At 64.0% G+C, this 20,815-nt stretch carries 15 protein-coding genes and 1 pseudogene; 6 read left to right on the forward strand and 10 right to left on the reverse strand.

From position 1 onward, the window contains the following. Positions 1–169: 169 nt before the first annotated feature. Entirely contained in the window at positions 170–541 is a 372-nt protein-coding gene (locus tag NKH03_RS16925; RefSeq protein WP_352969363.1) for an endonuclease domain-containing protein, read from the reverse strand. A 107-nt stretch (positions 542–648) separates the two neighbouring features. After that, the gene (locus NKH03_RS16930; RefSeq protein ID WP_352969365.1) at positions 649–1,821 is read right to left on the reverse strand and encodes a TadE/TadG family type IV pilus assembly protein; all 1,173 of its coding nucleotides are present in this window, start codon (positions 1,819–1,821) and stop codon (positions 649–651) included. Between the two features lie 234 nt (positions 1,822–2,055). Here NKH03_RS16930 and lepA point away from each other — a divergent pair, with 234 nt between their 5' ends. Together lepA and NKH03_RS16940 are read left to right on the forward strand one after the other, a co-directional pair. Continuing rightward, a complete protein-coding gene (lepA, locus tag NKH03_RS16935; RefSeq protein ID WP_352969367.1) occupies positions 2,056–3,861 on the forward strand; it encodes a translation elongation factor 4 in 1,806 nt (601 codons plus the stop codon). A gap of 838 nt (positions 3,862–4,699) precedes the next feature. After that, on the forward strand, positions 4,700–5,212 hold the full coding sequence (locus NKH03_RS16940) for a hypothetical protein (RefSeq protein ID WP_352969369.1): 513 nt from the start codon (positions 4,700–4,702) through the stop codon (positions 5,210–5,212). A gap of 1,029 nt (positions 5,213–6,241) precedes the next feature. Here NKH03_RS16940 and NKH03_RS16945 read toward each other — a convergent pair. The 8 genes from NKH03_RS16945 to NKH03_RS16980 all read right to left on the reverse strand — a co-directional run bounded on the left by NKH03_RS16945 (position 6,242) and on the right by NKH03_RS16980 (position 17,168). After that, entirely contained in the window at positions 6,242–7,882 is a 1,641-nt protein-coding gene (locus NKH03_RS16945) for an ABC transporter substrate-binding protein (RefSeq protein WP_352969371.1), read from the reverse strand. A 388-nt stretch (positions 7,883–8,270) separates the two neighbouring features. After that, complete coding sequence (locus NKH03_RS16950; protein WP_352969373.1) at positions 8,271–9,218, reverse strand: alpha/beta hydrolase; 948 nt, start codon at positions 9,216–9,218, stop codon at positions 8,271–8,273. Between the two features lie 11 nt (positions 9,219–9,229). Further along, positions 9,230–9,910, reverse strand: a complete 681-nt coding sequence (locus NKH03_RS16955) for an isochorismatase family protein (RefSeq protein WP_352969375.1) — start codon at positions 9,908–9,910, stop codon at positions 9,230–9,232. A gap of 346 nt (positions 9,911–10,256) precedes the next feature. Next, positions 10,257–11,561 (reverse strand): M24 family metallopeptidase, encoded by a 1,305-nt coding sequence (locus NKH03_RS16960; protein WP_352969377.1) that lies wholly within the window; start codon positions 11,559–11,561, stop codon positions 10,257–10,259. An 837-nt stretch (positions 11,562–12,398) separates the two neighbouring features. After that, positions 12,399–13,571, reverse strand: a complete 1,173-nt coding sequence (locus NKH03_RS16965; RefSeq protein WP_352969379.1) for a trans-sulfuration enzyme family protein — start codon at positions 13,569–13,571, stop codon at positions 12,399–12,401. Beyond that, positions 13,568–14,989 (reverse strand): pyridoxal-phosphate dependent enzyme, encoded by a 1,422-nt coding sequence (locus NKH03_RS16970; RefSeq protein ID WP_352969381.1) that lies wholly within the window; start codon positions 14,987–14,989, stop codon positions 13,568–13,570. The genes NKH03_RS16965 and NKH03_RS16970 overlap by 4 nt, the downstream gene beginning before the upstream one ends. Before the next feature lie 339 nt (positions 14,990–15,328). Beyond that, complete coding sequence (locus NKH03_RS16975) at positions 15,329–16,663, reverse strand: FAD/NAD(P)-binding protein (protein WP_352969383.1); 1,335 nt, start codon at positions 16,661–16,663, stop codon at positions 15,329–15,331. Between the two features lie 31 nt (positions 16,664–16,694). Then, on the reverse strand, positions 16,695–17,168 hold the full coding sequence (locus tag NKH03_RS16980) for an RrF2 family transcriptional regulator (RefSeq protein ID WP_352873518.1): 474 nt from the start codon (positions 17,166–17,168) through the stop codon (positions 16,695–16,697). Positions 17,169–17,295: 127 nt separating this feature from the next. On the opposite strand from NKH03_RS16980, the gene NKH03_RS16985 reads away from it, so the two are divergent. From NKH03_RS16985 to NKH03_RS17000, 4 genes and pseudogenes are all read left to right on the forward strand, one after another. Then, positions 17,296–17,433, forward strand: a complete 138-nt coding sequence (locus tag NKH03_RS16985) for a hypothetical protein (protein ID WP_352883170.1) — start codon at positions 17,296–17,298, stop codon at positions 17,431–17,433. Between the two features lie 588 nt (positions 17,434–18,021). Beyond that, positions 18,022–19,036 (forward strand): annotated as a pseudogene (gene tauA / locus NKH03_RS16990) (taurine ABC transporter substrate-binding protein). A 126-nt stretch (positions 19,037–19,162) separates the two neighbouring features. Beyond that, positions 19,163–19,936, forward strand: a complete 774-nt coding sequence (locus tag NKH03_RS16995) for a taurine ABC transporter ATP-binding protein (RefSeq protein ID WP_352969385.1) — start codon at positions 19,163–19,165, stop codon at positions 19,934–19,936. After that, positions 19,933–20,793: an ABC transporter permease subunit gene (locus NKH03_RS17000; RefSeq protein WP_352969387.1), complete on the forward strand. Its 861-nt coding sequence runs from the start codon at positions 19,933–19,935 to the stop codon at positions 20,791–20,793. The genes NKH03_RS16995 and NKH03_RS17000 overlap by 4 nt, the downstream gene beginning before the upstream one ends. The last annotated feature ends 22 nt before the right edge of the window (positions 20,794–20,815 follow it).

Consider the following 20,815-nt stretch of genomic DNA (forward strand, 5'->3'; position numbering starts at 1 on the left):
CAACGAAGCCATCGTCGAAACCTCCAGAATCAACAATGGCAGCTACAGAATCACATACGATTCAACCGCATCAAGCCATTTTCCGGCCTCGCTTCTTCACGCTTGACCACAGCACGAAGCAAATGTGTGCGCACGCTAGCCCACAAGGGGAGAAGGGAAGTCGGAGCCCCTATCGCCACGGCTGGAGACTCGTATCCCGTACATAGGCGATGATGGTATCGCAGACCGCGTTCAAGTCTCTCAGAACGTCATCGTTCCAGAAGCGCAGAATGCGAAAGCCTCTCGCCTCCAGGTCAGCCTTGCGGATCCGGTCAGAATCAGACTCCGCGTGCTGGCTGCCATCGATCTCGATGATCAGGCCAGCTTCGAAGCAAGCGAAATCGGCGATGTATTTTCCAATGGGAACCTGGCGTCGAAATTTTGTCCGGTCGAGCCTCCGATCGCGCAGTTCATGCCACAGCCTGTCTTCGGCCTCCGTCATTTCGCGCCGGAGCGAACGGGCGAAGCTTCGTTTGGTTGGCGGGACAGGTTGATGCGGCATGGGGCCAGATTAACCGGCCGTTGTATTCCGTCCAGCACCCCTTCCGTCTTGGCGCTGCGCGCCAATCCACCTTCTCCCACAAGCGGAGAAGGGAAGAAGCCCGACGTCTACTGTGTCAGCACCGTGTTGGAGGGCCGCTTGTTGAAGTCGCACTTGCCGGTCACGCTGTAGAAGAAGTCGGCGTTCGTGACATCTGGCAGTGGAGGATTGTTGCCGCCGTCTTCCCATGCCTGGTCGCTGGTCTGGCTGCAAGGCACCACTTTGAAGATGTCGACGTCCGTGTTGCTGGCAACCTCGACGGGGAGGTATTTGGAAGGGTCCAGTGCCTTTTGTGCCGCGGTGCTGTACCCGGCGCCGAGGTAGAGCCGGTTCGACGTGTCTGTATTGTTCGACCTGAGCGGGTTGACCGGTCCGGACGGCACATCCATCTGCAGATAGAGCTTGTCCATCGTGCTCACGTTGACCGTTGCGCCACTGCTGTTTCCGGCGGAATTCGTGGTCGCGCACGTCGTCTTGAAATAGACGGTGGAGCCGTTCGTCTTTCCGCTTCTTGCCACTGCGGTGCTTCTGTAAACTCCCGCGGTGGGAGTGAAATCGGTCGTTGATCCTACTGTCGTGCACACTTGGGTCTGAACCAGCGTATCGGTTGGTCCCGTGGAAATAGTTGTCGTGCCGTAGCCTTTCGGCTCGGCCGCGGTATAGGTCTTACCCCCGCTCGTATAGGAATAACTATACGCTTTGTAGTTATAGTTGGCCTTCATCATGGCCGTCGGTGTGGTCGTGGAGGTCCAACCGTAGGGAAGGCCGTACAAGGTCATGGTCTTGTTCCAGTAGCCTGAAACATGATCGACGTTGAATGTGGCTTCCACCAGTGCGGGCGTCTTGCTCACCGCCGATGAGACGCCAACCGGCACCGTGGTGATCCGGGCGATCTGCATGAACACGGTCGGCATGGCGTAGCTTGCCGAGGCCTGCGCGGTGGCGGTGCCGTTGGCGCTGACGTCGAAGGTGTTCAGCGTCGCGGTGCCCTGTCCGCCATTGGCCAAGTAGGAGGCCTGCATCGCCACCTGGCGCTGCGCCTTCGTCGAGGCGGTATCCATCGTGGTGATCGACAGGATCGCGGCATCGAGTGCCGCCTGCTCGGTCGACCTGGTCTGGACCGCCGAGGTGTAGTCGACCGAAAAGCCGACCGCGGTGATCAGCGGAACCATGATGAGAACGAGTATCGGTGCGAACGCGCCGCTCCGCGACTCGATAAACCTGCCTGCAAGCCCCCGCATGCCTTGATCCTTATGTCAGAATATCGCTACCGGCTAACATCGCAGTCCCCAATTATGCTCTAACGGACTTGGTTAATTTATCGATTTTCGCGAAAAGCGCGTAATAAGCGACAAGTGGCCGTACCGCTTGCTCCGCAACGGGGCCGCACCGCTCGCCCCGGCAGTGGCTGTGCCGCTTGCCCGGCAGTGGCCGTGCCGCTTGCCGATACAACCCGCCCCTGCTAAACGCGCGCCATGAGCACGCCCCTCGACCACATCCGCAATTTCTCCATCGTCGCCCATATCGACCATGGCAAATCCACGCTTGCCGACCGGCTGATCCAGCTGACCGGCGGGCTGGAGCTGCGCGACATGAAGGAGCAGGTGCTGGACTCGATGGACATCGAGCGCGAGCGCGGCATCACCATCAAGGCGCAGACGGTGCGGCTGAAATACCGCGCCAACAATGGCGAGGACTATATCCTCAATTTGATCGACACGCCCGGCCATGTCGACTTCGCCTATGAAGTGTCGCGTTCGCTCGCCGCCTGCGAGGGCTCGCTGCTGGTCGTCGACGCCAGCCAGGGCGTCGAGGCGCAGACGCTGGCCAATGTCTACCAGGCGATCGACAACAATCACGAGATCGTCGTGGTGCTGAACAAGGTCGACCTGCCGGCCGCCGAGCCCGAGCGCATCCGCGAGCAGGTCGAGGAGGTGATCGGCATCGACGCCTCCAACGCCGTGCTGATCTCGGCCAAGACCGGGCTTGGCATTCCCGATGTGCTGGAGGCAATCGTCCATCAATTGCCGCCGCCGCGCGAGGGTGATGCTTCGGCGCCGCTGAAGGCGATGCTGGTCGACAGCTGGTACGACGCCTATCTCGGCGTCATCGTCTTGGTGCGCGTCATCGACGGCGTTTTGAAGAAGGGCCAGACCATCCGCATGATGGGCACCGGCGCCAAGCACCTGGTCGAACGCACGGGCGTGTTCACGCCGGCCCGCATCAATGTCGACGAGCTCGGCCCCGGCGAGTTCGGCTTCTTCACCGGCTCGATCAAGGAAGTGGCCGACACCCGCGTCGGCGACACCATCACCGAGGACAAGCGTTCCACCGCCAAGGCGCTGCCCGGCTTCAAGCCGGCGCAGCCAGTGGTGTTCTGCGGCCTGTTCCCGGTCGACGCCGCCGATTTCGAGGATCTGCGCGCCGCCGTCGGCAAGCTGCGCCTCAACGACGCCAGTTTCTCCTATGAAATGGAAACCAGTGCCGCGCTCGGCTTCGGCTATCGCTGCGGCTTCCTGGGCCTTTTACATCTCGAAATCATCCAGGAGCGGCTGGAGCGCGAGTTCAACCTCGACCTGATCGCCACGGCGCCCAGCGTCGTCTACCGGCTGGCTCTGACCGACGGCTCGATGAAGGAGCTGCACAACCCGGCCGACATGCCCGACGTGGTGAAGATCTCGGCCATCGAGGAGCCGTGGATCCGCGCCACCATCCTGACGCCCGACGACTATCTCGGCGGTATCCTGAAACTCTGCCAGGACCGGCGCGGCATTCAGGCCGACCTGTCCTATGTCGGCAAGCGCGCCATGCTGATCTACGATCTGCCGCTCAACGAGGTCGTCTTCGATTTCTACGACCGGCTGAAGTCGATCTCCAAGGGTTACGCCTCCTTCGACTATCACCTCACCGACTACAAGGAAGGCGACCTCGTCAAGATGTCGATCCTGGTCAATGAGGAGCCGGTGGACGCTCTTTCCATGCTGGTGCACCGCACGGCGGCGGAAAAGCGCGGCAGGCAGATGTGCGAGAAGCTGAAGGAGCTGATCCCGAACCATCTGTTCAAGATCCCGATCCAGGCCGCGATCGGCGGCAAGGTCATCGCCCGCGAAACCATCTCGGCGCTGCGCAAGGATGTCACCGCCAAATGCTACGGCGGCGACGTCTCGCGCAAACGCAAGCTGCTGGACAAGCAGAAAGAAGGCAAGAAGCGGATGCGGCAGTTCGGCAAGGTCGATATCCCGCAGGAGGCGTTTATCCAGGCGCTGAAGATGGGGGATTGAGAAGCCGGCCAGGCGTCCGCACGCAGCGCGGCGCTGAAGGTGTGCGGTGGAGATTAGTCTCCGTCCGGGTATCAAGAATCTTGGTATCCCGCCGTCCGGCTCGCTTGCCACGCCTTTAAACGGATCTTCCGAGGACTAGCATTCCATAACCTAGCGGGTTCAAAGTCTTTTTGCATTTACGTGTCCAATGACGGCTTCTTGCGGATGGAAACTGTAGACACGATGCCCGTAGCCGGCAGCGCCCCTGCTCCACCAGCCGGGATGAAATCTGCCAGACCGCAATTTCTAGAAACGATTCCGTGGCGAACTGGTGAAATGAACCCGCAGCGGCTCTGTTAGTTCATTGCCCGTTCCATGCACATTATGAAATGAACGGGCATCCCACGGTGATGTCCTTCACCGTCTTCAAAAAGATCTGGTCACCGGCCACCCTTTAAGAACACCCCACCCTGACGTATTTGACACAGCCGTTCAGATGATGCCGGGCGTCCGTGACCGGCGCGCCAGACGGGCGGATGACGCCCAGATCCCGCAAGAAAAGTGACGCCGAAGGTTGGTACGAATCCGTACCGACGGCCTTGGCTCAGTTGCTCGTGCCGCGATGGCGGGCTAGAAAAATCGGGCGGCGGACCTCGGTTCGCCAGTGGCCGACGCGGGCTCAGGCAACTGCCTCACCGGCATTCGCGTCGGCCACTCTCCGGTCGCTGGCGAGGGCGTGACAAGGCCGGATCGCCCGAGGGCTTCTGGACACCTCCCCGTTTTCCGCTTCGCGCTTCCCTCCGGGCTTTAAGAACGCCCCGCCGGGGAGTATCCTGCGGATGGCTTGGGGAGGCATCAAATGCGTTCCACTTCGGACATCGTCGCCGCGATTGGCCTCGCCATCGGCGGCGCTTTTGGCCTCGCCGGCACCTTCGTGGCCAGCGCTCCGCTGCGCGAAACGCTGTGGACGATCGATGGCGTGGCACTGGTGGTGGCGACGGCGCTGCTGACGATGAAATATCAGCGGCTGGGCAATGATTGCGTTGCCGCCGGGTTCCTGACCTTCCTCGCCGGCGAGAGCCTGCTGCTCGCCGGCAATGCGGCGGGGCTGGAGGCCAGCGTTCCCTCCTATGTCGGCGGCATCTCGCTTTGGGCGGCGGCACTGGTCATGGTCAGCGCACCGAAAACCTTCGCCGTGTGGATGCGGCTGACCGCGCTGGTTGCCGCGGTGCTGTTTGTCGTCTCGGCTTGCATGATCATCTGGGGCGCGCCCTTGCTGCCGACCTCGTCGCCGCTGCCCGCCGCCGGCTATCCGTTCCTGGTGATGACCTTCGCCGGATGGATCTGGACTTTGGTGAAGACTGAGCGGTGAGCGGGCCCGGACGCGCTCCGCCCGCGCATTGACATCGCGCGAGACCAAGCCCGCCTCGGCGGGGCGGGCTTTCAGGCGCTGTCCCTTCATGCATGCCCGAGCGGGCGATTGTCGACGCCAGGACCGCCACCAAAAATGCCGCACCGGGAAATGACGCGACGGGTAGCGTCGATGCGTATCCACACCAACCCTGAGTTGGTTGATCGCGCGGATTCGGAGCGGTAGAAAACTCGGGCGGCGGACCTTAATCAGTTCGCCAGTGGCCGGCGCGGGCTCAGGCAACTGCCTCACCGGCATTCGCGCCGGCCATTTCCCAACACCCGAGCGGCGCGGTATGGCTTGGGCCCGATCGCCTGGGCGTGAGGCGACCTCTCGACTCCCCGACGCTTGCGCAGCCCTGCGCGCTGTAGATGCGGCTCACCGCCGGCTATCCGTTCCTGGTGCTGACCTTCGTCGGCTGGATCTGGACTTTGGTGAAGGGCGAGCGGTGAGCGGATCGCCGAGCCTTGCCTTCTCCGCCGTGGGAGAACGGAAGGCCAATGTTGGCGCCGCCCCTCATCAGGCTGCCGCCATCTTCTCCCCGTGAAACGGGGAGAAGGACGCTGTCATCGCCGCTTTCGCCAATCGCCAGCGTTGCAAAGCGAAACGCCAGCGATGCGGCCGGCTACTTTCTCCCCGTCATCATACAGTCACCATACGGGGAGAAATGCCCGGCAGGGCAATGAGGGCGGCGCCGACGCTGCTGGCCTTCTCCCCTTGTGGGAGAAGGTGGATCGGCGCGCAGCGCCGAGACGGATGAGGGGTGTTCCAGCGGAGTGAGGCGGTGGTGTTTCCTACCTCGGTGACTGTCGACGAAGCGCCAAGCTGGAACACCCCTCATCCGACCTCGCTTCGCGAGGCCACCTTCTCCCACAAGGGGGAGAAGGGAAGTAACGCGCTTCACCGTCGCCCGGCCCTTCGCTGGCTCAGGGCGTTCGAGGCTCGGAAAGCCAAGCAATTGGCTTTCCGTCCGCTAACGCGGAGCGCCTCTCACCCCTCCAACCACACCTTCTCGAAGTGCTGCTCCAGCGCCTGGTGCTGTTCGCAGCCTTCGACACCCTTGCGGTACGTCCGGTAGACCGAGCGCCAGTAGGGTTGGATGATGATGCCTGAGTCGCGCAGATTCTGCTCGATCTTGGCCATGATCTCCTTGCGCGCCTTGGCGTCCGGGGTTGCCAGCGCCTTGTCGAGCAGCTCGTCGAACTCCTTGTTGGCGTAGGCGCTTTCGTTCCAGGCGGCGCCCGATTTATACGCCAGCGCCAGCACCTGGACGCCGAGCGGGCGGCCGAGCCATTCGGTGCAGGAGAAGGGGTATTTGCTCCAGTCGTTCCAGAAGGTGGCGGCCGGCAGCACGGTGCGCTTGATCTTGAGACCGGCCTCGCGCATCTGCGCGCCGATGGCGTCGCCGGTGCTCTTTTGCCATTCGACATCGACGGAGATGAGCTCGAACTCATGGTCGGTCTTGCCGGCTTCGGTGAGCAGCTTCTTCGACTGGTCGACGTCGCGCTTGGCCGGGCCGATATCGGCATATTCGGGGTGCATGGGGCCGACATGATGGTTGTCGGCGGGCTTGCCGCGGCCGCCGAGGCCGAGCGCCAGCACGGCGGAATTGTCGACGGCGAGCTGGGCGGCGCGGCGCACCTTGACGTCGTCATAGGGCGCGTTGCCGACATTGAAGCGGGCGACGATGGTGGAGCCGGTGGCGATCTCGGAATTCATCAGCCCCATCTGCTCGGTCTGCGAGACGGCATCGGAGGCGGTTTCGTGGTCGGTGTCGATCTCGCCGGATTCGAAGGCCGACAGCATGGCGTTGGGGTCGGAGCCGTAATCGACCCATTTGATGCCGTCGAGGTGGAACTCGCCCTTCCACCACGGCTTGTCCTTGCGCTTCACCTCCGCACCCGTCTCGGCATCCCAGCTGACCAGCTCGCAGGGGCCGGTGGTGATTGCAAGCGCCTTCATCGGATCGCCGTCACCCTCATAGGAGCGGTGCATGATCAGCGCCGGATAGTCGGCCATGCCGGCGATCAGCGAAATGTCGGGCTTCGGCAGGTTCAGCTTGATGGTGAAGTCGTCGACCTTGGCGATGCCGCCATCGACGACCTTCTTGGTGTCGGCATTGACCAGCGCGCCCATGCGCGCGGCGACCGAATTGCCTGCCACCGAGGCATCGCACCAGCGGGTGAGGTTGTGGATGACATCGTCGGCGTTGAAGGCATCGCCGTTCGACCAGGAGATGCCCTTGCGCACATGCAGCGTCAGCGTCTTGGCGTCGTCGCTCGCCTCCCAGCTTTCGAGCAGCCAGGGCTCGAAGGAGAAGTCGGTGTTCCAGCGCACCAGATATTCGTTGCAGTGGCGGGCGACGTTGGACATCTCGACACCATCGAAGGTGCGCGGGTCCTTGAAGCCCTTGACGTTCATGGCGACGCGCAAGACGCCGCCCTTCTTGGGCTCGGCCGCGCGGGCAGGGGTGGGGGCGAGACCGCCCAGCGCCAGGGCGCCGGCGGCGCTGACGCCGAGACCGGCCATCAGGGCCAGATATTCGCGGCGGTTGATGCCGCCCGTCCTGAAATCGTCGGCGACGGGTTTGGCTTGCGGGTGCAATTTGCGGTCGGTCAGCATGAATTTCATCGTCGTTCCCCTGTTGTTGGGCGCCCCGGCCGATCGACGGATTCGGGGGCGGATGCGATCGCCAGGACGCCATTGCCTGAAGGAATGATAGAGCCGGGTGACGCTGGGGAGTGTTCGGTTTTCCGCAGTGATTGTGCGGTGCTCCGCAATGCGTTGGAGCCGGTTCGTGGCGTCCTGCCCCAGCATTGGCTAGCCGTTGAGTTCCTTCACACCCCCCTCTGTCCTGCCGGACATCTCCCCCGCAAGGGGGGAGATTGGCAGTTCATGCGTTCCGCCAGCTTAGAGACGTTGAAGATTAGCGAAGGTCGAGGCGACATCCGATCTCCCCCCTTGCGGGGGAGATGTCCGGCAGGACAGAGGGGGGTGCTGTCCCGCCGACCTCTCAAGGTCAATACGACCACTCACCCTTACCCATCGCTGCGACCGCCGCCACGAACCGCGCGAACGCCTCCGCCGCCGCCGGCGCCGTGGTGCGGGCGCGCAGGAAGCTGTGCACCAGCTTCGGCTCCTCGTGCCACCAGGCCTTGCCGCCAGCGGCCAGGATGCGGTCGCGATAGGCCTCGCCATCCGAGGACAGCGGGTCGCATTCGGCGGTGACGATCACCGTTGGCGGCAGGCCGGAGAAATCGGTGTCGCGCAAAGGTTGGAAGGTCGGATCGTCCAGTGATTGCCGCTTGGCGGAGCGGACGTCGCGATAGAAGGCGACGTCGTGCAGTGACAGCAGCGGCGCATCGGCGTGCTCGACATAGGAGCCGGTGCTCTCGTCGCCGCCGAGTTCGGGATAGATCAGCACCTGGCCGATCGCGGCGCGGGCGTGCCGGCGCGTCGCCTGCGCGACCGCTGCCGCGAGATTGCCGCCCGCGCTTTCGCCGCACAGCACAAGCGGCAGATCGGTGGCGGCCGCCACCCATTCGAAGGCGGTGACGGCATCGTCGAAGGCGGCGGGGTGCACATGCTCCGGCGCCAGCCGGTAGTCGACCGACAGCACGTCGAAACCGGTGCCGGCGCAGATCTCGGCGCAGATGTCGTCATGGCTTTCGAGCCCGCCGAGGATGAAGCCGCCGCCGTGATAGTAGACCACCAGCGCCTTCGCGGCCGTGCCGCCGAGCTGATAGCGGCGGACCGGGATGTCGCGGCCGGCGGCGGCGATCAGGCTGTCGCTGGCCGTGACGCCGGGCGGTCGGCCCTGATGGAAGGCGCGGCTCATCCGGTCGTAGACGGCGCGCTGCTTGTCGATCGGCAGTCCGATGATCTCGGGCGGATACCAGGCGTTGACCGCGTCGATATAGGCCCAGAGATCTGGGTCGAGCCGAAGTTCGTATTTGCCGCGAGTCATGCGTTCGGCAGTCATAGGTCGGCGTAAAGTTGGGCCGCGTTGTCGAAGGTGAAGCGCAGCGGCACCGAGCCTTCGACCTGCCAGGCGGTGACGGTCTCGCCGGCCAGCAGCCGGCAGGCGCCGTCGGTGTCGGTGACGGCACCGCCATAGAGCCGGTTGGCGAGGTTGAGGATGCCGGTCTGGTGCATGGCCGCACTGCCGCTGCCGCAGGCATCCTTGACCAGCAGCACGCGAAAGCCCTTGGCCACCGCATCCTTCACCGACGCGTCGATGCAGGCCTCGGTCCAGACGCCTGATACGACCAGCCATTCGATGCCGGCCGACTTGATGTCGCGCGCCGCCGGCCCGGTGCGGAAGGCGCTGGCCTCGGCTTTGATCAGCAGGGCCTCGCCCTTGATCGGTGCCACCTCATGGCAGATCTCGGTCAGCCGATCGCTCTTGTCGGAGAAGGCCGACTTGCCGTCCTCACCGACCGGATGGAACGGCCGGTCCTGGCTGTCGAGGTCGACGATGTAGGCCCAGTGATAGAGCGGCACATCGTTTTGCCGCGCCGCCGCCTGCAGGCGCTGGACGTTGGCGAGGATGTTGCTGAAGCCCTCGACAAGATAGCGCTTGTCCTGCCGGTGCTCTTCCTGCAGGTCGATGAAGATCGCGGCCACCGTGCCGCGCTTGATGGCGATGGGGGTTTTCATGGTTTCCCGTCATCGTCGGACGGCCTCGCTTCGTCAAAAGCCAACGCCGTTCCTTTATCGAGCTGTCGCAAACCGTGGTGATTGGCCGAAGCGCCCCCGACTTCGTCATCCACGGGCGGAGCGGGAGCGAAGCGGACGCGAAGACCCGAGGATCCATGCCGTGAGGTTGGCCGAAGAGTGCAACGGAGCAGATTCCGCACTGTCGCGATGCGTCGGAGTCGCGGCATGGATCCTAGGGTCTGCGCCACGTCGCTACGCTCCTTGCTCCGCCCTAGGATGACGAAGTGATGGGAGGCTGCGCCAGCCGGGAAGGTTCGCGATACTTCGCTGAGATAAGCAGCCGCTCTCAAACCTGTTTCTCCAGAAACTCGTCCTCATAGGGAAAGCGCGACAAGAGTTCGGTGCCGGTGTCGGTGATCAGGATCTCGTCCTCCAGCTTGACGCCCTCGCGGCCGCCCTTCTCGCCGATATAGCTTTCGACGCTCACCACCATGCCTGGCACGATATGGCCGTCGCGGCCATAGGTTTCGTAGTCCATGGCATGCGCGATGAACGGCGTCTCGCCATGCATGCCGACGCCGTGCATGACCGAGGTGTAGCGCTGGTCGACGAAACGGTCCGGGATCTTCCAGGCCTTTTCGGCGATCTCGCGGAAGGCCATGCCGGGTTTGACGATCGAGATGTTGTGCTGAACCTGGTCGTGCGCCATGCGGTAGAGCGACTTCTGGTAGGGGGTCGGCTTGCCCGGCCCGCAGCGGAAGGTGCGCGAGAAATCGGAATAATAGCCGTAGCAGCCGATCGTGTCGGTATCGAGCGCCAGCAGTTCGCCAGGCCGGATCTTGCGGCCGCTGGCCTCGTTGAACCACGGATTGGTGCGCTGGCCTGAGGTCAGCAGCCGGGTCTCGATGAACTCGCCGCCCTGGCGGATGACCTCGCCATACATGATGGCGAACAGGTCGTTTTCGGAGACGCCGGGCTTGATCGCCTCGCGCACGGCGTAGACGGCGGCCTCGGCGCCGGCCATCGACACCTGCAGGCACTTCACTTCCTCCGGCGTCTTGACGGCGCGCACCGCGAGGATTTCGCCCTGGCAATCACGGACGTCGCAGCCGCGCTTTTCCAAGGCCAGCGCCTGCAGATGGCTGCAGCGGTCGAGACCGAGCTTCATCGAGCCGCCGCCATGCTGCTTCAACAGTTCGGCGATTTCGTCGGCGAAGGGACCGGCGGTCTCGTCGTCGCGGCCGGAAACCGACGACCAGACCAGCTTGGACGGCCGCGCCTCGTCGATCGTGTCGAGCACCATGGAGACATGGTAGCTCTGCGGGTATTCGAACAGCACGATCGGCCCTTCGGTCGGGATGAAGAAATAGCGGGTCGAGTTGCGCAGGAAATAGCCGAACATGTTGCGCGAGCCGGTGGCGTAGCGCTGGTTGTAGGGGTCGAACAGCACCACGCCGCCATAACCGGCCTCGCGCATCCAGCCGCGCAGTTTTGCCAGCCGGCCTTTGCGCAAGGCGTCGGCGTCGATGAAGGACGGCTCGGTGTCCGACAGCCACATGCCGCCGGCCGGATCGGCCGCGGCGGGATGGCGCATGCGGTCCTTGAAGTCCACGTCCTCGGTGCTGTCGGGATCGAATACGACGATGCTCATGGGGTACGGCCTTGGCTGGGTTGCGAGGTCGGAGCATGGCGCAAGAGGGGCGGATGGATTGTGCGGAAAACCGCAGGTGTTGTGCGGGATGCCGCTGGGACCCATTGCGGAACGCTGGAGGGACAGCACCCCCTCTGGCCTGCCGGCCATCTCCCCCTCAAGTGGGGAGATTGGCAGCTTCGATCGCAGGCGCTCATCCTGCAACACTGGAGATTGGCGAAGGTCGAGGTGACATCCGATCTCCCCCCTTGCGGGGGAGATGTCCGGTAGGACAGAGGGGGGTGCTGTCCCGCCAACATCTCATCGCGTCAGCGAGCGCAAACTAATGCCTCCTCGCCAGCTTCGGCGGATGGCCATGCTCCTCGCGAAAAGCCCGGGCAAAGCTCGACATCGAGGCGAAGCCACCCGGGGAAGACCAGCACCGCGAAGGTGAGGGGTGTTTGCGTGGGTGGTTCGCGCGTGGCCATGGGGCGCTACACTTCGGGCAGATGCGGGTCGGGGTCAACGGCAATTGGCGAGCGATGTTCGAAGCGCGGTTTGCCGTTGACCGTCGCTGCTGCGAAGAGGTCTGTCAAATGTCAGCGGGCCAGCACCCCCCTCTGGCCTGCCGGCCATCTCCCCCGCAAGGAGGGAGATTGGCAGCTTCAGCGCTCCGCTCGCTCCTGCAACGGTGGAGATTGGCGAAAGCCACGATGAAAGCCTATCTCCCCCCTTGCGGGGGAGATGTCCGGTAGGACAGAGGGGGGTGTGAAGGATCGCTACAGAACAAGGTTCTGCGCCGCCGCGTTTTCCTCGTCGCGAATCTGCCGAATAGCCAACGTTGCAAAGGTTTGCCGCTCAACCCCCCAGCGCCTGCTCCAGATCCGCGATCAGATCATCGCCATCCTCGATCCCTGCCGACAACCTTACCAGTGAATCCGATATGCCGATCTCGTCGCGCTTCTCGGCCGGGATGGACCCATGCGTCATCAATGCCGGGTGCTCGATCAGGCTCTCCACACCGCCGAGGCTTTCGGCGAGCGTGAACAGCTGCGTGCGCTCAAGGAACTTTTTGGTGCCGGCAAGGTCGCGATCCAGCACGGCTGATATCATGCCGCCGAAGGCGTGCATCTGCCTGATCGCGATCTCATGCTGCGGATGGCTGGCGAGGCCGGGATAGATGACGCGGCGGACGTCGGGGCGCGCTTCCAGCCACTGCGCGATCTTGAGGCCATTCGACGAATGACGCTCCATCCTGAGCGCCAGGGTCTTCAGGCCGCGCAGCGCCAGAAAGCTGTCGAACGGGCCTGAAATGGCGCCGACGGCGTTCTGCAGGAATTTCAGCTGGGCGGCCAAGTCCTTGTTGTCGCCGACAACAGCCACGCCGCCGACCATGTCGGAATGGCCGTTGAGATATTTGGTCGTCGAGTGCACGACGATGTCGATGCCGAGCTCCAGCGGCCGCTGAATATAGGGGCTGCAAAACGTGTTGTCGGCGACCGTGAGAACCCCCTTGCGCCTGGCGAGGGCCGCGACGCCTTCGAGGTCGACGATGCGCAGCAGCGGGTTGGTCGGCGTCTCGACCCAGAGCAATTTCGTCTCCGGGCGGATTGCCGCTTCGACAGCGGCGAGGTCGGTGAAGTCGACGAAGCTGACCTGCAGATTGGCCGAGCGTTTTCGCACCCGCTCCATCAAGCGGAAGGAACCGCCATAGATGTCGTCGGTGGCGACGATATGCGCGCCGGAATCGAGCAGCTCCAGCACGGTGGCGATCGAGGCCAGGCCGGACGCGAAGGCGAAGGCGGCTGAGCCGCTTTCGAGGTCGGCCACGGCGCGCTCGAAGGCAAAGCGGGTCGGGTTCTGGCTGCGGGCATACTCAAAGCCCTTGTGCACGCCGGGCGACTGCTGGGCAAAGGTCGAGGTGGCGTAGATCGGCACCATCACCGCGCCGGTCAGCGGATCGTGGCTCTGACCGCCATGGATGGTGCGCGTCGAAAAGGCCAGGCGGTTCTTGCCGGGTGGTGAAGTCATCGTGCGCGCCTCAGATGGTTGATCAGGTCGATGCGGGTAATCAGGCCGACGAACTCGTCGCCGTCGAAGATGATGGCGACCTCGTTGCGGTCGAACACCGGCAGCAGCGCATCCAGCGTCTGGCTGGCCTGCAGCGTGTGCAAATTGGAGGTCATGGCCGTGCGCACCGGGGCGTTGAAACGCTCCCAGCGGCCGTCATAAGGGCCGTCGACCTTGGCCAGGATATCGCTTTCGTCGACGATGCCGACGAGCGTGCCATTGTCGAGCACCGGCAGCTGCGAAACATCGGAGCGGCGCATGCGGCCATAGGCGTTGAGCAGGCTTTCGTCCGGACCGACATAGACGGTGTCGCCGGTGCGGTGCGAGCGCATCACCAGGTCGCGCAGATCGCCATGCTGCTCGTGCTCGGCAAGGCCCTGCTCGGCCAGCCAGAAATCGTCGAACACTTTCGACAGATATTTGTTGCCGCTGTCGCAGACGAAGGTGACGACACGCTTCGCGGAGGTCTGCTCGCGGCAATAGCGCAGGGCCGCCGACAGCAGCGTGCCCGACGACGAGCCGGCCAGGATGCCTTCCTTGGACAGGAGGTCGCGCACTGCCAGCATGCTCTGCTTGTCGGGAATGGAGTACGCCTTTTTGACCAGCGACAAATCGGCATTGGGCGGCACGAAATCCTCGCCGATGCCTTCCACGGTCCAGCTGCCGGCCTCCTCCATCTTGCCGGTCTTGATCAGCGGCGCCAGCACAGAGCCGACCGGATCGGCCAGCACCATCTCTGTCTTCGGCGACACCTTGGCGAAGTAGCGGCCGAGCCCGGTCAGCGTGCCGCCCGAGCCGACACCGACCACCACCGCGTCGACGTCACCGTCGAGCTGCGAAAAGATTTCCGGACCGGTGGTGGTTTCATGCGCCAGCGGATTGGCAGGGTTGGCGAACTGGTTGGCATAGAAGGCGCCGGGCGTTTCCGCCGCGATCTTCTCGGCCATGTCCTGGTAATATTCCGCATGGCCCTTGCCGACATCGGAGCGCGTCATGCGCACCTCGGCGCCGAGCGCGCGCAGATGCTGGATCTTCTCGCGCGACATCTTGTCGGGAACCACCAGCACGATGCGGTAGCCCTTGGGGATGCCGACCTGGGCGAGGCCGAGGCCGGTATTGCCGGCGGTCGCCTCGACGATGGTGCCGCCGCGCCGGAGCTTTCCCTCTCTCTCCGCCGCGGCGATCATCGACAATGCGATGCGGTCCTTGATCGAGCCGCCGGGGTTCTGGCTTTCGAGCTTGATGAACAGCCGGCATTTGCCGGCGTCGAACTTGGTCAGCTCGACCACCGGCGTCTGGCCGATCAGGTCGAGAACCGACTTATAGGGCGGACGCAGGCGCGACAACGCGTCGGCCGCGGCGATCTCGTGCTCGCTCATATCGATGCTCCATGACCAAGCGACCGCCTCGAGGCAGAGCGGCAGCGTATCCTCTTTTCCAGCCCTTTGCTGTCGGAAAGAAGATAGATCGTGCCAATCAACCGGCCAGATGCGGAATGAAATTCCTCCTCAACCTCGTCATCCTCGGGCTTGACCCGAGGATCCATGCCGTGACGGAGACCGAGGAATGCAGCGATCCGGAACTATCGCACCAACTCGCCCAGGAGTCTTCCGCACCGCTGCGAAGCGGGCAGGTCGCGGCATGGATCCTAGGGTCTTCGCCGCGTCGCTTCGCTCCTTGCTTCGCCCTAGGATGACGAAACCATAGGACCGCTGCCTCTACCCCAAAAGCCGCTTGCTCAGCCTCGCACACTGCACGCGGATGTCCGGGATGGCGTCGATCTCGAAGAAGGTGCCGCGCGTCAGCGGGCCGACGGCGAGGATCTTGGCCGAAACGGTTCCGTCGCCGGCGATGATCTCGCAATTGGCCGACACGTCGAGGCCGATGCGCAGCGGATCCGGCCGCGCCAGGCCGCGATCGACCAGCGAGCGCACGACGCTGTTCGACGAGGTCGAGATGTCCCTGACGATACCAGAGCAATCATAGATGCGGGCGACCTCGAATGTCTCGAGGCGCTGGGTGTGGCGCGACTGGATCTGGACGGTGAATTCGCCATTCTTGGCGATGTCCACGACGCGGCCGGCGACCAGGCGGATGCGGCCGGATTGCACGGCTTCCGTCACCCTCGCATAGACCTCGGGCGCCATGCGATGGCGATGGATGTCCCACCAGGCCTTGGTATGCTCGACGAAGCGGCGCTTGGCGGAAGCCGGCCAGTTCTGCCAGATCTTCTGGTTGAACGGCCGCAGGCCGTCGACGACGTCGCGCCAATCGATGCCGGCCTTCTGGTTTTCCTTGATCAGGTCGCGGAACCAGCCGACGAAATAGGACAATTGGGTGCCGAGCGGAATGTCGGCGACGTCGAGCTTGATCGGATTGCCCTTGCGATGCGGCGAGGGCAGCAGGCCGCGCCGCGATACGGCTATGATGTCGCCGCGGTGGCCACGCTGTTCCAGCGCCAGGAAGGCATCGACCATGCTCAGGCCTGTGCCCAGCACCATGACGCTCCTGTCGGGGGGGAGCGCGGTGTCGGATTCCGAGCCCATCCTGATGGCATGGCCTTGCGCCGGCTCCTCGTCATGGCCGGTCGCCAGCACGGCCAGATGCGCAACGACGCTGGTGCCATTGGCCAGCGCGGCCTCGACACCGGAAGCGGTGGGCGTGATCGACAGGCTTTCCTCGTGGATCAGACGCAGGCGGCCGCTCTGCTTTTCACGCGCCTCCAGCTCGTCGAGCAACTCGCCGAGATAACGGGCGTAGATGCTGCGCGGCGCGTAGACCGGCGCCTGGTCCTGACTTGCCAGGCCGCGCTCCAGCAGCCAGCGCCAGAAATTGCCGGGATCGTCGGCATAGGCGCTCATGCCGGCGGCACTGACATTGAGCACATGCGCCGACAGCAGCGTCGAATAGGCGATGCCCTGGCCGAAATGCGGGCGCTTTTCGATCAGCGTGACGCGCAGGTCGGGATTGGGCGATTTCAGCAGATGCGCGGCCAGCACGACGCCACTGGCGCCGCCGCCGACGATGATGATCGAGTTGGCGCGCCCGGTCATAAGCCTGCCCGCAATGTGCGCGGCGCCAGTGTCAGGCCTGGACCTTCACGTCGACCGCCAGGTCGATATCGCCCGCGACCGGAAGGTCGTCGAGGGCGATGTCGCGCATCTCGGCGAGGCTGCGCTGATCGAGCACCTCGGCGATCGCCTGCCGGACCTCGAGCATCAGATGTCGGACTTGGCATGTCGCCTCGTTGCAATCTTCACAGCGCTGGTACTGGGTGCGGCTGGCGCAAGGAATCGGCGCCAGCGGCCCATCGAGGACGCGCACGACATGGCCGACCTTGATCTCGTCGGCGGGGCGCGCCAGGCGGTAGCCGCCATCCTTGCCCTTGCGGCTCTGGACGAAGCCGGCATTGCGCAGCTCGCCCAGGATGGCGTCGAGAAACTTCTTCGGGATGTTGTTGCCGATGGCGATGTCGTTGACGAAGGCGAGCTGTCCGGCCGGCAATCGCGCGAGGTGGACGAGCGCCTTGAGGCCGTACTTACCCTTTTTCGTGAGCATGAAATCAAAATTTCTCTGTCATGCGACGGCATGGAACCATCGGTTGCCCAACGCCTGGTGGGCGTCCCCGCCGCGTCCAGACTGCCATGACACATAAATTCTAGTGACATGATGTACAAGCCGAGGAATGTTGATTTTGCTTCGTTTTCAAGCCGCTGCGGCCATTTTGACCAGCCTTTGTGCCCTTAAGAGCACAAAACTGCGCTTCGACGGCAGCGGGATGGCAAATGGTCCTCCAGGGCTGGATGTGGCTGGCATCGACTGACGCGACGGCGAAAGCCGATCCATGCCGCTAGCGATCATGGTGATGTGGTGGCCGCTCATCGTCGACTCCAACTACCTCATGTCGATAAGAATACTATACTTACCCCCGAACACGTGGAAGATGTTTTCGAATCGAGGGCTGTTCGAGGCATGGATTTGCCTGATTTGGATCGATGGAGGAATTTAGGTTCGTGATCGGCGGCGCAGAATTGAGAGGCTGGCGGGACAGCACCCCCCTCTGCCCTGCCGGGCATCTCCCCCGCAAGGGGGGAGATTGGCAGCTTCGGCGCTCCGCTCTTCTTGCAACGGTGGAGATTGGCGAAAGCCGGGATGACAGCCGATCTCCCTCCTTGCGGGGGAGATGTCCGGCAGGACAGAGGGGCGTGCTGTCCCGCCGGCATTAAAAGGTTCGCCCTGCGCGACGCCTGATGTTTGCCCGCCGTAGCTGCCCTATCCGCCTCGCCACCTCACCACCGACGACTTTTTTCTAACAAGCCCGCCTTCGTTGGAAGGATTTAACTCTACAAGAGCGATAGAATTAGCTGACTATCATGGGGCATTCCGATTTTTCTCTTCTCAGGAGCCCTTCATGTCCACCATTTCGCGACGCATTGTTCTGCTCTCGTCGGCGGCACTTGCCGGTGCCGCCTTCCTCGGCCCGGCCCTTGCCGACGACCTCAACATCACCATCGGCTACCAGACGGTGGTCGAACCCTCGAAGGTGCCGCAGGCCGACGGCGCCTATGAAAAGGCGACGAAGGCGGCGATCGATTGGCGCAAATTCGATTCCGGCGCCGATGTCATCGCCGCGGTCGCATCCGGCTCGGTCGACATAGGCTATGTCGGCTCGAGCCCGCTGGCGGCGGCGGCAAGCCGCGAGCTGCCGATCCAGACCATCTTCGTCGTCGGCCTGATCGGGCAATCCGAGGCGCTGGTGGCGCGCAACGGCGCCGGTATCGAGAAAGTCACCGACCTCGCCGGCAAGAAAGTCGCTGTGCCTTTCGTCTCGACGACGCATTACAGCCTGCTCGCCGCGTTGAAGCATGAGGGCGTCGATCCGAAGTCGGTCGAGATCCTCAACCTGCGGCCACCGGAGATCGCGGCGGCCTTCTCGCGCGGCGATATCGACGCGGCCTATGTCTGGGATCCGGCACTCGGGCAGATCAAGACGACAGGCAAGGTTGTGCTGGATTCCTCGCAGGTCGCGGCCTGGGGCGCGCCGACCTTCGACGCCTGGATCGTGCGCACCGACTTTGCCGAAAAGAACCCCGAGGCCGTGCGCGACTTCGTCAAGGTAACGGGTGCGGCCTATTCCGAATTCCTCGCCAAGCCTGATGCGTGGTCGGTTTCGTCGCCACAGGCGGCCGCGATCGCCAAGCTCACCGGCGCCAAGCTGGAAGAGGTGCCGCAGCTGCTCAAGGGCTATGTCTTCCCGACGCTGGAAGAGCAGGCTTCGGACAAATTCCTCGGCGGCAGCACGGTCAAGGCGATCGAAGCGAGCGTCCGCCTTCCTCAAGGAGCAAGGCAAGATCGACGCCGTGCTGCCGGACTATTCGAAATACGTGTCGTCGAAATACGTCACCCAGGCGCTGGCCTCGAACTGAGCGCCTGACTCACACTGGACACGCGCGGATCTTCTTCCCTGACGCCGCGTGCTGCCCGCCCCGGAACCGCTGACGAGGAGCTGTTCCGGGGCAGTCGGATCTTCCTTCCAAATCGGCGAGGCACCCATGCCGCATCTCGTACTGGACAAGGTCTCGATCCAATATGACGGCCAGGCAGCACCGGCCGTCGAACGGGTTTCGATCGATATCGCCAGGGGCGACTTCGTCGTGCTGGTCGGCCGTTCCGGTTGCGGCAAGACCTCGCTGCTCAATGTCGCCGCCGGCCTTGTCGCGCCGGCGCGTGGGCGTGCCTCCATCAACGGCAGGCCGATCACAGCACCTGGCTCGGACCGGGCGGTGGTGTTCCAGAACGATGCGCTGTTTCCGTGGCTGACCGCGCGCGAAAACGTTGCCTTCGCGCTGCGGCTGCGCGGTGTCAGACCGGCCGAGCGGGCGCGCCGCGCCGATGAACTTTTGGCGCTGGTGAAACTCAACGATGCCGGCGACAAGCGCATCTGGGAGCTTTCCGGCGGCATGCGCCAGCGCGTCGGCCTGGCTCGCGCCCTGGCCGCCGAACCCGAATTCCTGCTGCTCGACGAGCCGCTTGGCGCCCTCGACGCGCTGACGCGCGAGCGGATGCAGACGACGCTGCTCGATCTGTGGACGGCAAGCGATGTCGGCGTGCTGATGGTGACGCACGGCATCGAGGAGGCGCTGGTGCTCGCGACCCGCATCGTCGTGCTGGCGCCCGGCCCGGGCCGCGTGGTGCGGAGCTTCGAGCCCGGTTTCTCCAGGCGCTACGCGTCCGGCGAAGCCATTCGCACCATCAAGGCCGATCCGGCTTTTGCCACGGCTCGAGGCGAACTGACCGATGCGATCTTCGAAGGAGAGGCGGCATGACCGTTACCTCCTACACGGAACGGCCAGGACACAAGATCGACGAAGCGGACGGCCTGTCGGTGCCGTGGTCGCGGCCCAGCCCGAAACGCAAAGGCATTTCGGCGCGGGCGGTCAGCGCGGTCACCATCCTGATGGTGCTGGCCCTGTGGGCGCTGTCGGCCCGCCTGCAATTGGTGTCGCCGGTGTTCCTGCCCTCGCCGCTCGCGGTGTGGACCAAATTTATCGTCGTCGCTCGCGACGGCTTCGTCGATGCGACGCTGCTGCAGCATGTCGTCGCCAGCCTGGGCCGAGTCTTTGCCGCGCTGGTCGCCGCCATCCTCGTCGGCGTGCCGGTTGGTCTGGCCATCGGCATCAGCACGGTAGGACGCGGCATCTTCGATCCGCTGCTGGAATTCCTGCGGCCGATCCCGCCGCTCGCCTATCTGCCGCTGGTCATCATCTGGTTCGGCATCGGCGAGCCGTCGAAGATCCTGGTCATCGCGATCGCGATGCTGGCGCCGGTGGCATTGTCGACCGCGTCCGGCGTTCGCGGCGTCTCGCAGGAGCGCATCAACGCGGCGCGCTCGCTTGGCGCGACACGAGGACAGGTAGTCCGCCACGTCATCCTGCCCAGCGCGCTGCCCGCGATCCTGACCGGCCTGCGCATCGCGCTCGGCGCCGGCTGGTCGACGCTGGTCGCCGCCGAACTGGTCGCGGCGACGCGCGGGCTCGGCTTCATGATCCAGTCGGCCGCCCAGTTCCTCGTCACCGACGTGGTGGTGATGGGCATATTGGTGATCGCGGCCATCGCCTTCGTGCTCGAATTCACCATCCGCAGGATCGAACGCGTGCTTGTCCCGTGGGCGGGACGGGAGTGACTGGAACCGGAAGAGCAGGAGA

Source organism: Mesorhizobium sp. M1406 (assembly GCF_040317555.1).
Lineage (GTDB): Bacteria > Pseudomonadota > Alphaproteobacteria > Rhizobiales > Rhizobiaceae > Mesorhizobium.